Annotated in this window: 15 protein-coding genes, 2 pseudogenes and 1 riboswitch; of the genes and pseudogenes, 10 read left to right on the plus strand and 7 right to left on the minus strand. The window is 66.2% G+C overall.

Features of this window, described 5'->3' with window-relative positions:
- The 3 genes from LKE50_00710 (at position 1) to LKE50_00720 (ending at position 1,623) form a co-directional block, all read left to right on the plus strand.
- Complete coding sequence (locus tag LKE50_00710) at positions 1 to 498, plus strand: hypothetical protein (GenBank protein MCH3967166.1); 498 nt, start codon at positions 1 to 3, stop codon at positions 496 to 498.
- A 94-nt stretch (positions 499 to 592) separates the two neighbouring features.
- Positions 593 to 1,165, plus strand: coding sequence for an ECF transporter S component (locus LKE50_00715; protein MCH3967167.1), 573 nt, complete (start codon positions 593 to 595; stop codon positions 1,163 to 1,165).
- Positions 1,166 to 1,197: 32 nt separating this feature from the next.
- A complete protein-coding gene (locus LKE50_00720) occupies positions 1,198 to 1,623 on the plus strand; it encodes a DUF1893 domain-containing protein (protein ID MCH3967168.1) in 426 nt (141 codons plus the stop codon).
- 60 nt (positions 1,624 to 1,683) lie between these two features.
- Here LKE50_00720 and LKE50_00725 read toward each other — a convergent pair whose 3' ends face one another.
- From LKE50_00725 to LKE50_00735, 3 genes are read right to left on the minus strand one after another with little or no spacing between them, the layout of a single operon-like run.
- Complete coding sequence (locus LKE50_00725) at positions 1,684 to 2,811, minus strand: aldo/keto reductase (GenBank protein MCH3967169.1); 1,128 nt, start codon at positions 2,809 to 2,811, stop codon at positions 1,684 to 1,686.
- 33 nt (positions 2,812 to 2,844) lie between these two features.
- Entirely contained in the window at positions 2,845 to 4,011 is a 1,167-nt protein-coding gene (locus LKE50_00730) for an iron-containing alcohol dehydrogenase (GenBank protein ID MCH3967170.1), read from the minus strand.
- 55 nt (positions 4,012 to 4,066) lie between these two features.
- Positions 4,067 to 4,759, minus strand: a complete 693-nt coding sequence (locus tag LKE50_00735) for a cupin domain-containing protein (protein MCH3967171.1) — start codon at positions 4,757 to 4,759, stop codon at positions 4,067 to 4,069.
- 124 nt (positions 4,760 to 4,883) lie between these two features.
- Between LKE50_00735 and LKE50_00740 the strand changes: the two are divergent.
- Both LKE50_00740 and LKE50_00745 read left to right on the plus strand, forming a co-directional pair.
- Positions 4,884 to 5,033, plus strand: a pseudogene (locus LKE50_00740) (LysR family transcriptional regulator).
- A gap of 156 nt (positions 5,034 to 5,189) precedes the next feature.
- Entirely contained in the window at positions 5,190 to 5,789 is a 600-nt protein-coding gene (locus LKE50_00745; protein MCH3967172.1) for a LysR family transcriptional regulator substrate-binding protein, read from the plus strand.
- Positions 5,790 to 5,816: 27 nt separating this feature from the next.
- On the opposite strand, the gene LKE50_00750 is transcribed toward LKE50_00745, so the two are convergent.
- The 4 genes from LKE50_00750 to LKE50_00765 all read right to left on the minus strand — a co-directional run bounded on the left by LKE50_00750 (position 5,817) and on the right by LKE50_00765 (position 9,254).
- Positions 5,817 to 6,938 (minus strand): hypothetical protein, encoded by a 1,122-nt coding sequence (locus LKE50_00750; GenBank protein ID MCH3967173.1) that lies wholly within the window; start codon positions 6,936 to 6,938, stop codon positions 5,817 to 5,819.
- A gap of 21 nt (positions 6,939 to 6,959) precedes the next feature.
- The gene (locus tag LKE50_00755) at positions 6,960 to 7,694 is read right to left on the minus strand and encodes an amino acid ABC transporter ATP-binding protein (GenBank protein MCH3967174.1); all 735 of its coding nucleotides are present in this window, start codon (positions 7,692 to 7,694) and stop codon (positions 6,960 to 6,962) included.
- A 1-nt stretch (position 7,695) separates the two neighbouring features.
- Complete coding sequence (locus tag LKE50_00760) at positions 7,696 to 8,373, minus strand: amino acid ABC transporter permease (protein MCH3967175.1); 678 nt, start codon at positions 8,371 to 8,373, stop codon at positions 7,696 to 7,698.
- 62 nt (positions 8,374 to 8,435) lie between these two features.
- Positions 8,436 to 9,254 (minus strand): transporter substrate-binding domain-containing protein, encoded by an 819-nt coding sequence (locus LKE50_00765; protein MCH3967176.1) that lies wholly within the window; start codon positions 9,252 to 9,254, stop codon positions 8,436 to 8,438.
- A gap of 219 nt (positions 9,255 to 9,473) precedes the next feature.
- Positions 9,474 to 9,581: riboswitch (TPP riboswitch) on the plus strand.
- Between LKE50_00765 and thiC the strand changes: the two genes are divergently transcribed.
- From thiC to LKE50_00790, 5 genes and pseudogenes are all read left to right on the plus strand, one after another.
- Positions 9,571 to 10,869: a phosphomethylpyrimidine synthase ThiC gene (thiC, locus tag LKE50_00770; protein ID MCH3967177.1), complete on the plus strand. Its 1,299-nt coding sequence runs from the start codon at positions 9,571 to 9,573 to the stop codon at positions 10,867 to 10,869. It overlaps the preceding riboswitch by 11 nt.
- Positions 10,870 to 11,709, plus strand: coding sequence for a hydroxyethylthiazole kinase (thiM, locus tag LKE50_00775; GenBank protein ID MCH3967178.1), 840 nt, complete (start codon positions 10,870 to 10,872; stop codon positions 11,707 to 11,709). It begins immediately after the preceding gene.
- 3 nt (positions 11,710 to 11,712) lie between these two features.
- The gene (gene thiE / locus LKE50_00780; protein ID MCH3967179.1) at positions 11,713 to 12,390 is read left to right on the plus strand and encodes a thiamine phosphate synthase; all 678 of its coding nucleotides are present in this window, start codon (positions 11,713 to 11,715) and stop codon (positions 12,388 to 12,390) included.
- Positions 12,387 to 13,185: pseudogene (gene thiD / locus LKE50_00785) on the plus strand (bifunctional hydroxymethylpyrimidine kinase/phosphomethylpyrimidine kinase). Before thiE ends, thiD begins: the two are co-directional and overlap by 4 nt.
- A 107-nt stretch (positions 13,186 to 13,292) precedes the next feature.
- The gene (locus tag LKE50_00790; GenBank protein MCH3967180.1) at positions 13,293 to 14,474 is read left to right on the plus strand and encodes a PLP-dependent aspartate aminotransferase family protein; all 1,182 of its coding nucleotides are present in this window, start codon (positions 13,293 to 13,295) and stop codon (positions 14,472 to 14,474) included.
- The last annotated feature ends 1 nt before the right edge of the window (position 14,475 follow it).

Raw genomic sequence — 14,475 nt, forward strand, 5'->3', positions numbered from 1 at the left:
ATGTCCCGCACGCTCGTCACGTACTTCACCTACTCGAACGGCAACACCGAGGGCATCGCACGGGCGGCTGCCGAGGCATTGGGCGCCGACCTCTGCGCCATCGAACCCATGAGCCCCTATGTCGGCAGCTACGACGACGTGGTCGAGCAGGGCAAGGAGGAGGTCGACACGGGCTTCATGCCCGACATCGAGCCTGCCGAGTTCGACCCCGAGTCCTATGACGTCATCGTGGTGGGTACCCCGACCTGGTGGTACACCATGGCACCCCCGGTCCGCACGTTCCTGGGGGCACACGACTGGGAGGGCAGGACCGTCGTCCCCTTCATGACCAACGCCGGATGGCCGGGGTCCGTCATCGACGATATGGAGGACGCCTGCCCGGGGGCCGCCTTCGCCCATGCGAAGGAGTTCCGCTTCGACAGCCAGGGTGGTGACCAGATGGTCACGCCGCAGGCAGAGCTTGACCGTTGGCTCGACGAGCTTCGGACGCACGACTGACGCCCGACCAGCCGGACGACCCCACGCAGGTCATCGCCTCGAGTGGGTATCCTTGTAGCATCAAGGCACGACCTCCCATAGGAAGGGATCCATCATGAGCACATCCGCAACCACGCTCGCCCGACCGCTGCCCTCCGTGAGGGTCCAGACGCTCGCGACCATCGCCGCCATAGTGGGGGCCGTCGCCGTGCCACAGCTGTTCCATGTCGCCGGTGCGGCCCTGGGGCTGGGCACCGCGTTGGGCGAGACGTTCCTCCCCATGCACCTGCCCATCATCCTCGTCGGCCTTCTCGCCGGCCCGTATGCAGGCATCATCGCGGGCGTCTTCGGTCCCCTGGCGAGCTTCGCGATCTCGGGCATGCCCGGCATCGGGATGCTCCCGTTCATGATGATCGAGCTCGGCACCTATGGCCTGGTGGCGGGGCTCCTCCGCCCGACCAAGGCCCCCACGGTCGGCAAGGTCCTCATCACACAGGTCGCAGGCCGCCTCGTCCGTGCGGCAGCCATCCTGGTGGCCGTCCTCGCCCTGGGAAACCAGGCCATCGCCATCAGCACCATCTGGACGAGCGTCGCAGCAGGCCTCCCCGGCCTCATCCTCCAGTGGGCCCTGCTCCCGCTGGTGATCCACCTCGTCGACAAGGCCCAAGGCACCTCGCTCGAGGGTTAGGTCCCATGACCGCCTCATCGAGCAGATCCGATATGACCCGCGCCCAAGGGCTCCTTGGACGCGGGTCCTTCACGTGCGTGCTCTGCAAGGGTGACGTCACGCTCACGAGCTCCGCGCGCGGCGTCGCGCCGCTCCTCGCCTGGCTGGCGTCCAAGAAGGACCTCGCGGGGTTCTCGGCCGCGGACAAGGTGGTGGGTCGTGCGGCGGCGTTCCTCTATGTGCTCATGGGTGTGGGTGCGGTCTTTGCCGACACGATGAGCGAGGGGGCACAGGACGTGCTCCTGGCCCACGGCATCGAGACCAGCATGGCGACGCTCGCCGACCACATCGTGAACCGGGCCGGCACAGGTCCGTGCCCCATGGAGGATGCCGTCCATGGCATCGATGACCCCGAGCAGGCGCTCGAGGCCATCAAGGTCAGGCTTGCCGAGCTGAGAGGTGCCAGGAACTGTTCCTGAGCGGACGGTCTGGCACGGGGCCCCAAGGCCCCCGTCCTTCTCGCCAGCGGTCGTCGCGGCCTACTCGAACTCGGCCGCGACCTCCTCCAGGAGCTTGCGGATGGGCAGGTGCTGCGGGCAGACCTGCTCGCATCTGCCACATCCGAGGCACTCCGAGGCCTTGGCGTGCCCTCCCGTGGTATGGACCTGGCCGTAGTAGTAGGCCGAGTTCCAGCCCCCGAAGGCGCGCTTGTCGTTGAGGCAGCCAAAGACCTCGGGGATGTTGATGTGCTTGGGACAGCCGGCAGTGCAGTAGTGGCATGCCGTGCAGGGTATGAGGCCCTTCGCGGCCAGGACCTCGTGCACATGCCTGAGCCCCGCGACCTGCTCGTCATCGAGCGGAGACGGGTCGACCATGGTCGAGAGGTTGTCGCGCAGCTGGGCCATGTCGCCCATGCCCGACAGGATCATGGCGACCCCCGGCTGCGTCGCGGCGAACCTCAGCGCGAAGCCCGCGTTCGAGAGGTGCTCCGGGTTGGGGACCTCATCGAGCGCCGCCTGCGCGTCATCAGGCAGGTTCACGAGGTTGCCGCCCTTGACGGGCTCCATCACGATGACCGGGAGTCCTCGCTCGGCACAGACCTCGTAGCAACGCCTGCTCTGGATGGCCGGCGCCTCCCAGTCCTCGTAGTTGAGCTGGATCTGCACGGCCTCGACCTCGGGGTGCTCGTCGAGGATGCGCGCGAGCACCTCAGGCCGGTCATGGAACGAGATTCCCATGTGGTGGGCCTTGCCCTGAGCCACGAACTCCCGGGCCTGCTCATAGGCACGGCATTCCATGAAGTGGTCGTAGTTCGAGAGGCCCTGCGCGTGCATGAGCAGCAGGTCGAAGTGGTCAACGCCACAGGCGACGAGCTCGTCCTCGAGCACGGGCATGACGTCGTCGGCCGTCTTGAAGAAGTTGGCCGTGAGCTTGTCCGTCAGGAAGAAGGCGTCGCGCGGATGCCGTTTGACCAGGCATTCGCGCACCGCGACCTCGCTCTGGCCGTCGAGGTAGCCATGTGCCGTGTCGAAGTAGTTCAAGCCAGAGGCCAGGAACGCGTCGAACATGGCGCTCGTCGCCTCGAGGTCGACCTTCCCGTCGACCATCGGTAGGCGCATGCACCCGAACCCGAAGCGCCCGACCTTCTCGTCAGTCCATGATGCCATGGTCGTTCCTCCTCGTGTCGTCCCTGGCCGCCATCAGAGGCTCGCGACGAGGATCTGACGGACCTCGTCGGGAGAGAGCTCGTGATACCCGCCGTCGAGCACGAAGGTGGCCTTGACGGTGTCATCGATCAGGTCCTCGGAGAGTCCGAGCTCGCGCGAGTGCATGACGACGCCGATCTCGCCCATCCACGCCTCGAGGGCGTCGAGCCCCTCGCTCGCGACCTGCTCGTCGGTCTTGCCGTTCGCGTCCACGTCGAAGACCTCGGTCGCGAAACGGCGGAACTTGGGCAGGCCATAGGGCATGACGAGGCGGTAGTAGGGCATGGCCACAGCCGAGAGGGTCATGCCGTGGGTCGCGTCGGTGACGGCACCGATGGCCTGGCCCAGCATGTGCACCTCCCAGTCGGTCGCCTTGCCGCAGGCGATCAGCGTGTTCAGGGCGAGCGTGCAGGCCCAGGTCACGTTCGAGCGGGCCTCGTAGTCCGCAGGGTCGGCCACGGCTGCACGCCCGTTGCGTACGAGCGAGCGCATGAGGCCCTCGGAGAGGTAGTCACTCACGTTGTCATCGTCACCCGAGAAGTACTGCTCCTGGACATGGTTGAACGCATCGAAGATGCCGGCCCTCATCTGGTAGTCCGGCACGGTGAACGTGACCTCGGGATTCACGATGGCGAAGCGCGGGATGACGTCCGACCCGAAGACGTGGCCGATCTTGAGCTTGGCCGCATGGTCGGTGATGACGGAGCCGGCGTTCATCTCCGAGCCCGTCCCGCTCATCGTGAGCACGTCGCCCACGGGGATGATGCGGTTCTGCGGGTCCTCCATGTGCAGGTAGTAATGCTCCCAGGGGTCACCGTCGCACCAGGCGCCGACCGAGACGCCCTTGGCGTAGTCGATCGTGGAGCCTCCGCCCACGGCAAGGATGAGGTCGACGTCGTTGTCACGTGCGACCTTGCAACCCTCGCGGAGCTTGTCGGCCGTGGGGTTGCTCATGACACCCGCGACCTCGGCCACGGTCTTGCCGGCCGCAGCGAGGATGGAGATGACCTCGTCATAGAGGCCGGTGCGCTTGACGGAGCCGCCGCCGTAGACGAGAAGCACGCGGTCGCCGTAGGACGCGAGCTCGCCCGCGAGCTCGTCGAGGGCCTCGGGACCGAAGTGGACGGCGCAGGGGTTATGGAACGTGAAGTTACCTAGCATGTGAGCTCCTCGCTTGTGATGGTTTTGATCGTGCGACCTCGTGACGGGCATCGACCTATCCGAGCTTGGCGTAGTCCTCGTCGGACACCGGCTCGAGCCACTCGTTGGAGGCGTCCTCGCCCGGCACCTCGATGGCGAGGTGCTGGAACCACGAGTCCTTGGTCGCGCCATGCCAGTGCTTGACGCCCTCGGGAATGTTGACGACGTCCCCGGGGCCGAGCCTTCGTGCGGGCTTGCCCCACTCCTGGTACCAGCCACATCCGGCCGTGACGAGCAGGATCTGGCCGCCACCCTTGGTGGCATGGTGGACATGCCAGTTGTTGCGGCATCCCGGCTCGAAGGTGACGTTGCCGACGCCAACCTGCTCCGTGCTGAGCATCTTGAGGTAGCTCTGTCCCACGAAGTACTGCGCGTACGCGTCATTGGGCGCGCCCGTCTCGAACACGCTGAGATCTCCCTTACCCATGGTGGTGTCCTCTCGTTCGGTCTTCGTACACCCACATCTCGTGGCACATCCGCCTGCCGGATCGGCAGCGGCATCGCCCTTGCATCTGAGCCGGAATATGAGGTAGTCCAGGCAATCGAGACGCTGCTGGTCGCCGTGGATCCGCTCGAGGAGTCTCTGCCTCACCCGGGCGAGCATGAGGTCGCGCGTCCGGGCGTCGGCGGTCGCGATGCGCGACGCCTCCCCTGGCGGGCAACCGATGTCACACAGGCAGCAGGTGATGTCCCCGTCATCGAGCACCATGCCTCCCCTCCCCGTCGGTTCCGTGGTTCCATTCTCCGGTGAGGTGGCAGGAATGTAAAATGCCTATCTTGCACTATTGGGTATACGTGACACGTATGTCATTCTCGTCAGCAGGGAGCGCCTCATGGAACTTCGTACGCTCGAGTACTTCCTCGCCGTGGCCCGCGAGGAGAACATGACCGCAGCCGCCGACGTCCTCCACGTGACCCAGCCCACCCTCTCGCGCCAGATAGCGGACCTCGAGCGCGAGCTCGGGGCCACGCTGTTCATCCGGTCGAACCGGGCGACCACGCTCACCGAGGACGGCATGCGCCTGCGACAGCGCGCCGAGGAGATCGTGGGGCTGGCCGAGCGCTGCGAGGCCGAGTTCCGCCTCCCCGACGAGGACCTCGCCGGGACCGTCGCCATCGGCGCAGGCGAGACCGTGATGATGCGCCGCGTGGCACGGGTGGCCCAGCGCATCCATGCGCGCCATCCGCTCGTCCACTTCGACCTCTACAGCGGCAACGCTGACGACGTCGCCGAGAGGCTCGAGCACGGCACGCTCGACCTCGGCCTCATGCTCGAACCCGTGGACAAGGCCCGCTACGAGTACCTCACCCTGCCCGACAAGGACACCGTGGGCGTGCTCATGCGCGCCGACGACCCACTCGCGCAGGAGGATGCCATCACCCCCGAGCAGCTCGCGCGGATGCCGCTCCTCCACTCGTCACGCGACGTCGCGCATAACTTCGACCTCAGGACCTGGTCCAAGAACCGGATAGACCCCGACCAGGTCGACTTCGTGGGGACCTACAACCTCATCTTCAACGCAGGCCTCTTCGTCGAGGCAGGCGTCGGCTACTCGCTCACCCTCGAGGGGCTCAGTGACGTGAGCGGGACGAGCAGCCTGCGGTTCGTGCCGCTGCGCCCTCGACTCACCATGGGTGGCGTCATCGTGTGGAAGAAGTACCGGCTGCCCTCGCACGCCGCCGAGGTCTTCCTCGACGAGCTGCGCGCGGACCTCGAGAGCGAGGAGGGCGCGTCCTGAGGTCCCGACGGACCGATGTGGCCACCCTCATGACAACGTGAGCTGCAGGGCATAGGTGCCGACCGAGGTGGCGTACTGGACGTTGCGGCACGGATGGCCGGAGTCGCCCAGGACATCGAAGGCGTCCTGCCCCTGGAAGAGGGCGCAGAGCCGCGCGTAGGTGTCCGCATCGGCGCAGCACACGTCGAGCACGTCGCCATCCTGCGAGGCGAGGATCCCCTCGAGCTCGGAGACATCGTAGGCAGAGAGCATGAGGCCGCGGCGCACGTACCAGTTGTCTGCGGTGGCAGAGGACGCCGGCATGTCCTCGGCGTAGGTGGGGGCATGCGTCGCGCCCATGACGTCGCTCGTGACGTTGAGCCAGTCGTGCCGGAGCGTCGCGTCCGCCTGGTCGTCACCCGTGACGTCCGTATAGTAGACCTCGCCGTCGAGGACCGAGCGGTTCCACGCATGGCTCTCGCCGTCATAGGTGCCCTCCACGTCGTAGCACGAGACGCCTGCCCTGCGCATGAGGTAGCAGTAGGCGTTGGCATATCCCATGCAGACGCAACGGCCATTGACCAGGGCCCCGTAGACGTCCTGGTCGGACTCGTCGACCGACGCCTCGTAGGTGACGTGCTCGCAGAGCCAGTCGTGCAGGTAGACGGACTTCTCGTAGTCACCCATATCAGCCGTCAGGCCCGAGAGGGCTGAGTCCGCCACCGACTCCACGGCCGTCCGCACGGCAGCCGTGTCACCGTACTTCTCCGAGAAGTGCATCGTGGTCCCCAGGATGGACCTCGTGTAGCTCCCCGACCCCGAGACCCAGAAGAGGTCGGGCGTCTGACGGACCGCGTCGAAGAGCGCGTCCAGGTCGGAGTCGCTCGAGGCCCCCACATGCACGTCGAGCACACCCGCATCGAGGTCCTCGCAGATGGTGTCGAAGTCGTCATGGAGGTCGGCGGAGAGCGAGGCCGGATAGGGCCTCTCGCTCGTCGACGAGGCCGTCGCGGCATCCGAGGCCCCACTGCCCGAGGCAGCCGCCGAGGAGGTCGTCACGGAGGAGGAGACCCGCGACGCGGACGTGGGGATGAGTCCCGTCGCCCGGCCCACGGCCACACAGATGGTCGTGACGAGCAGCACGGAGGCTATGCCACGAAGCAGACGCACGGCAGACCCTTCTCGGTGTGCCTACAGCACCTTGCTGAGGAAGCTCTTGGTGCGCTCGTTCTTGGGATGGCTCATGACCTCTTCGGGAGTGCCTTGCTCGAGGATGACACCGTCATCGACGAAGACCACACGGTCGGCGACGTCGCGGGCGAAGCCCATCTCATGGGTCACGACGACCATCGTCATGCCCTCCTTGGCAAGCTCGCGCATGACGTCGAGGACCTCCGAGACCATCTCGGGATCGAGGGCGCTCGTGGGCTCGTCGAAGAGCATGATGTCGGGTTCCATGGCGAGGGCACGGGCGATGGCGACACGCTGCTGCTGCCCGCCCGAGAGCTCCCGGGGCTTCGCGTCGACCTTGTTGGACAGTCCCACGCGCTCGAGGAGCTCGAGGGCCTTCTTCTCGGCCTCGGCGGGTGTCTTGAGCTTGAGCTCGACCGGCGCGAACGTGAGGTTCTGCTTCACCGTGTAGTGCGGGAAGAGGTTGAACTGCTGGAAGACCATGCCTAGGTGCCGACGGACCTGGTCGACGTTGGCGCTCTTGTCGGTGATGCTCTCGCCGTCGATGAAGACCTCACCCGAGGTGGGCTCCTCCAGACGGTTGAGGCACCGCAGGAACGTGGACTTGCCCGACCCGGACGGCCCGATGACGCAGACGACCTCGGCAGGCTTAATCTCGATGTCGATGCCCTTCAGGACCTCGACCTCACCGAAGGTCTTCGTGAGACCTACGACCTTTATCTTTGGCTCGGCCATGTTAGGCATGCATCCTTTTCTCGATCGTCCTCGAGACGAGCATGAGGACGCTGGTGATCAGGAGGAAGCAGATCGCCACCCAGGTATAGGTGGCGAACGACTCCATGGTCCTGCCGACATAGATCTTGGCCTGGTACATGACCTCGCCGAGGCCGATGGCATAGAGGATCGTGGAGTCCTTGAGCGTGATGATGCACTGGTTCACGAGCGAGGGCAGGCAGATGCGCACGGCCTGCGGCAGGATGATCTTCCGCATGGACGTGGCATACCCCACGCCGAGGCTGCGCGCCGCCTCCATCTGACCCTTGTCGACCGACTCGATCGAGCCACGGAAGATCTCGGAGCTGTAGGCGCCGGCATTGAGCGAGAGGGTCACGAGGCTCGCCGTGAAGACGTCGATGCGGAAGGCCGAGCCCGTGAGCATCTGGATGAGCTGGGGCATGGCGAAGTAGATGTAGAAGGCCTGGACCAGCATAGGGGTGCCGCGGATGAGCCAGATGTAGAACTTGGCGATGCCGCGGAGCACCCGATGCTTGGAGAGGTGCATGAGGCAGACGAGGATGCCCAGGACCATGGCGATCACGAGCGAGATGATCGTCACCTGCAGCGTGACCGAGAGGCCGCTGGCAAGCATCGGCGCCAGGTCCTCGAACGTCTCGAGCATACTCGACAGGCTCATGGACCACCCTCACATCCGGGGGCCGCGGGGCCCCATGTCAGTTGTCATGCGTACCATCCAGCTTACGCCTTGAGGTACTGGTTGACGATCTCGTCGTACTTGCCGCTGTCCTTGATGCTCTTGAGGCCCTTGTTGAAGGCGGCGAGGAGGTCGGCGTTCTTGCCCTTGAGCACGGCGAAGCCATACGGCGTGGAGAAGTCGTCCTTCTCCTCGACGACGATCTTGAGGCCGTTGCCCTTGGAGATGCCATAGGCCATGACGGGGTAGTCCTCGAAGCAGGCCACGGAGTTGCCCGTCAGGACGTCCTGGTACATGAGCGAGGAGTCATCGAAGTACGTGATGGTCAGGTTGTACTGGGACTTGAGGCTCTCCGCGCAGTCGGCCCCCTGCGTCCCCGTCTTGGCGGCGACGGTCTTGCCGTTGAGGCCGTCGAGGCTCGTGATGTCCGAGCCGTCCTTGACGGCGACGCAGACGTAGGAGTCGTAGTACTCATCGGAGAAGTCGTACTTCTGCTTGCGGGCGTCCGTGATGGACATGCCGGCCATGGCAGCGTCCGCCTGGCCGGACTCGAGTGCGGCCACCGCGGCGTCGAAGCCGAGGGACTGGAGGTCGTAGTTGAAGCCTGTCTCGGCCGCGATGGCGGCGAGCAGGTCGACGTCGATGCCGACGAACTTGTTGGAGTCGTCCGTGAACTCGAACGGGGCGAACGTGGTGTCCGTCGCGACGATGTAGCTGCTCTTGGAGAAGTCCGACGAGGATGACGAGGTCGTCGACGAGGAGCTCGATGACGAGGAGGACGAGCCGCAACCCGCGAGGCCGACCATGGCGACGGAACCAGCTGCGAGACCGAGGAACTCACGACGAGAGAAGGTATGAGACATGGTTGACCCCCAACGTTTGATGGCTTTCGATACCTGTATATGTTAAATGAGTGTACTGTATCTTGTTTTCCAACTTGTTTCGCCAAGAAAGCCACAAGTTCGTCCGAAGCAGCAGGTGCGGTGACGGACCTTATGCAATACCGGTCAGGTCGGGCTCGAGTGGCTCTCCCCCGCACATCCTCAGGCACATGTCACGAAGCTCTGCTATAGTCGACCGCAATTGCATAGACGGGGAGCTTGCGACGGCAGGCTGAGAGGGAGCACATGCTCCGACCCAGGGAACCTGATGTGGATAATGCCAACGAAGGGATGCGCTATGACGCAGATCGATGCCGCACGTGCGGGAACCATCACAGAACAGATGAGGACGGTCGCCGCCGACGAGTATCGGGACGCCGGGTTCGTGCGCGAGGGCGTGGCGGCGGGACGCATCGCGATCCCCGCGAACCCAGCCCATGTGGGTCTCGCGCCCCGCGGCTTCGGGGCGGGCCTCCGCACCAAGGTCAACGTGAACCTCGGCATCTCGGGCGACATCCATGACGCCCCCACGGAGTGGGAGAAGGTCGACATCGCCGAGAGGTATGGGGCCGACGCCATCATGGACCTCTCCAACTCGGGCAAGACCCGCCGGTTCCGCCAGCAGCTCATCGGCCGCACCCCCCTGGCCGTCGGTACCGTCCCCATCTACGACGCCATCGGCTACCTCGACAAGCCCCTCGTCGAGCTCACGGCAGAGGACCTGCTCGGCGTCGTGCGGACCCACGCCGAGGACGGCGTCGACTTCATGACCATCCATGCCGGCTTCAACCGCCGGGTGCTCGACACCTTCCTCGAGACGAAGCGACTCACCAACATCGTGAGCAGGGGCGGCTCGCTCCTCTTCGCCTGGATGATGACGACGGGCAACGAGAACCCCTTCTACGAGCACTTCGACGAGCTCCTCGCCATCCTCCACGAGCACGACGTGACCATCTCGCTCGGGGACGCCATGCGTGGGGGAAGCACCTTCGACTCGACCGACGCCTCCGAGACGGCCGAGCTCGTCGAGCTGGGCAAGCTCACCACCCGCGCCTGGGACGCCGGGGTGCAGGTGGTGGTGGAGGGTCCCGGCCACATGGCACTGGACGAGGTGGCCGCCAACATGAAGCTCCAGAAGCGCCTCTGCCATGACGCCCCCTTCTACGTGTTGGGCCCGCTCGTCACCGATGTTGGCATGGGGTATGACCACATCACCGCTGCCATCGGGGGTGCCGTCGCTGCCGCATCCGGTGCCGATTGGCTCTGCTATGTGACCCCCGCAGAGCACCTCAGGCTCCCCGACGCACATGACGTGCGAGAGGGGCTCGTCGCCACGCGCATCGCCGCCCATGCGGCAGACATCGCCAAGGGCATCCCCCATGCCCGCGACGTCGACGACCGCATGAGTGACGCCCGCAGACGTGTCTCCTGGGAGGAGATGTTCGACTGCGCGCTCGACGGTGACCATGCCCGCGAGGTCCTTGCCGAGGCACCCCCCGAGACCGAGGGCACCTGCACGATGTGCGGCAAGATGTGCGCCGCACGCACGGTCAACCGCATCATGGATGGACTCACCGTAGACCTGGGAGAGAACTAGATGAATACCTCATACCTCAAGACCTGCATGGACTCCGTCCGCGAGCAGGCGCCCCTCGTGCACTGCGTCACCAACTACGTCACCGTGAACGACTGCGCCAACGCCCTGCTCGCTGTCGGGGGAAGCCCCATCATGAGCAGCGGGGAGGCAAGCGACGTCCGTGACATCGCCAGCATCTGCGACGGGCTCGACCTCAACATCGGCACGCTCGACGAGGTGTCGGTCGCAGCCATGCGGGTCGCAGCCACCCGCGCAGGGGAGCTCGGGCATCCCATCCTGCTCGACCCGGTCGGAGCCGGCGCCTCGGCCATGCGCACCTCCACGGCGAGCGTCCTTCTCGACTCGTTCCCCGTGAGCGTCATCCGGGGCAACATGAGCGAGATCCAGGCCGTGGCAGGCGCGAGCTCGACCACGCACGGGGTCGACGCGAACCCGGACGATGCCGTCACCAGGGACAACCTTGCCGACAAGGCGGCATTCGTACGGTCCTTCTCGGCCACATGCGGCACCATCGTGGCCGTGACCGGTGCCATCGACCTCGTGAGCGACGGCACGCGCACGGTCGCCATTGCCAACGGTGATGCGACCATGAGCCGCATCACAGGCAGCGGTTGCATGCTCTCGGCCATCACGCCGGCATTCCTTGCCGCGCACGACGACGCCTTCGAGGCGGCCGTCACGGCCGTGTGCGCCATGGGGGTGGCGGGCGAGGTCGCCGCAGGACGCATGGGTCCGCTTGACGGGAACGGGAGCTTCAGGACCTACCTGCTCGACGCCCTCTATAACCTCACGGGGGATTCCCTGCTCGCAGGGGCCCGCATCGACGAGCCGGAGGCATGACGCATGACACCCCTGGCAGCCCGCGGCACCTGGTCGAGGCAGGACATCCGCCATGCGATGCGGCTCTATGCCGTCACGGACCGGGCCTGGCTCCATGGCAGGACCCTCCCCGACTGCGTGGCACAGACCATCGAGGGAGGTGCCACCTTCATCCAGCTCCGCGAGAAGCACGCCGGTCATGACGAGAGGCGCGACCTCGCCCTCAGCCTCAGGCACATCTGCGCCAAGGCAGGCGTGCCCTTCGTCATCGACGACGACGTCGAGCTCGCCCGGGAGGTCGGCGCGGACGGCGTGCACGTTGGGCAGTCGGACATGGCCTGCGAGAGGGCGAGGGAGCTCCTCGGCCCCGAGGCCATCATCGGGGTCTCGGCCCAGACCGTCGGGGAAGCCCTCGCAGCCGAGCGCCAAGGGGCCGACTACTTGGGCGTGGGCGCGCTCCACCCCACGCCGACCAAGCCGGACGCCGCCGAGGTCACGCTCGATGGGCTGGCCGGGATCTGCAAGGCCGTCTCGATTCCCGTCATAGGGATCGGCGGCATCGACGCGGCCACGGTCCACGAGCTTGCCGGGACCGGCGTCGCCGGCGTCGCCGTGGTGTCGGCCATCTTCGCGGCCGAGGACGTCACGTCGGCCACCCGCGAGCTCGCCTCAGGGGTGGCCGCCCTCCTGGACCGACCATGAGGCTGCCTGCGGTCCTCGCCATCGCAGGGACGGACTCGTCGGGAGGGGCAGGCATCCCCGCCGACATCAAGACGATCGCCGCGCACCACCTCTATGCCGAGTGCGCCATCACGGCCGTGACCGCCCAGGACACCTGCGAGGTCCGCGACGTCCAGACCATCGACGCCCGCATCGTGGGGTCCCAGATGGACGCATGCTTCGAGGACATCCCACCTGCCGCGGTGAAGGTCGGCATGGTGGGAGGCGCCGAGACGTGCTCGGCCATCGCGCGCGCCCTTCTCGCCCACCACGCCAAGGACGTCGTGCTCGACCCCGTGATGGTGGCCACGAGCGGGGCCACGCTCGCAGACGACGCTACCGTGGACGCCCTTACCAGGGAGCTCTTCCCACTCGCCTCGGTCGTGACCCCAAACATCCCCGAGGCGGAGCGCCTCGCGGACGCCCACATCACCGACGAGGCCAGCGCCGAGGACGCAGCCGATGCCATCGCGCGCCTCACCCCCGGCGCCGTCCTCGTGAAGGGTGGGCATGCCCGGAAGGGGGGCGGATGACCTGCTGCGCCTCGCCTCGGGAGAGATGGTCTGGCTCAGGGCCGAGCACATCGAGGCGCAGGGCACCCACGGGACGGGATGCACCCTCTCGTCGGCCATCGCCTGCGGCCTGGCATGTGGGAGCCCCCTCGAGGACGCCGTCCGTGCCGCGAAGGCCTATCTCGAGGGGGCCCTTGCGGCAGGCCTCGACCTCGGGCATGGCAACGGCCCCATCGACCAGCTGTGGGAGCTCCCGGAGGCCTGATTAGATTTCTCGGGACGATACGTTGACTGCATGTCGCTCGGCTCCTATACTCTCCATAATTCCTAGCTGCGTACTAGGATTATGACAGCGGACAAGGAGAAGAGAAGATGCCCCCTACGAACCCAACCTCGACCCTCCATGGTGCGACAAGGCTCATCCATGGAGGGGGCACGACGGACCTGACGACCGGTTCCGTCAACGTCCCGATCTACCAGACCTCGACCTTTCGACAGGAGGAGATCGGTGGCACTCCAAGATGGGAGTACTCACGCACGGGCAACCCGACGAGAGCGGCCCTCGAGTCCCTTCTCGCCGAGCTCGAGGACGGCACGCACGGCTTTGCGTTCGCCTCGGGCATGGCCGCCATCACGGCCGTGATCTCGCTCTTCGATGAGGGCGACGAGATCCTCATCTCAAGCAACGTCTATGGGGGGACCTATCGCGTCCTCGACAAGGTGTTCTCGCACTTCGGAATCGGCTTCTCGGTCGCCCAGGGGACCAGCCCCGACGACTATGAGGCCGCCATGGGACCCAAGACGGTCGCCGTCCTCATGGAGAGCCCAGCGAACCCGCTCCTCTCCGTGACCGACATCTCCGCCGTGAGCGAGGTCGCCCATAGGCATGGGCTCCTCTCGATCGTGGACAACACCTTCATGACCCCCTGGCTCCAGCGCCCCCTCGAGCTCGGCGCCGACATCGTCGTCCACAGCGCCACCAAGTACCTGGGCGGCCATTCCGACCTCGTGGCCGGCGCGGTAATCGTCCGGGACGACGAGCTCGCGCGCAGGCTCGCCTTCATCCAGAACTCGACCGGTGGCGTCCTGGGACCCTTCGACTCCTTCCTCCTGATCCGAGGCATCAAGACGTTGGGAGTCCGCATGGACCGCCACGTGAGCAACGCGCAGATCATCGCCGAGGCGCTCGCAGAAGACCCGGAGGTGGCCCATGTCCACTACCCCGGTCTCGAGGATGACCCCAGCTACGAGACCAACCGCCGGCAGGCCACAGGCGCGGGCGGCATGCTCTCCTTCGAGCTTGCTCCGGGCCACGACCACCGTATCTTCTTCAAGAGCCTTCGGCTCGTCGCCCTCGCCGAGAGCCTCGGCGGCGTCGAGTCCCTGGCCTGCCATCCGGCGACGATGACCCACGCCGCGATCCCCCGCGAGGAGCGGGTCCGTGCGGGCATCACCGACGGGCTCATCCGGCTCTCGGTGGGCATCGAGGACGCGGATGACATCCTCGCCGATGTCAGACAGGCAATTCGAGCGAGCTCCCAGGGAAGGAACTGAG

The sequence above is a fragment of the Atopobiaceae bacterium genome, from assembly GCA_022483015.1.
GTDB lineage: Bacteria > Actinomycetota > Coriobacteriia > Coriobacteriales > Atopobiaceae > JALCUE01.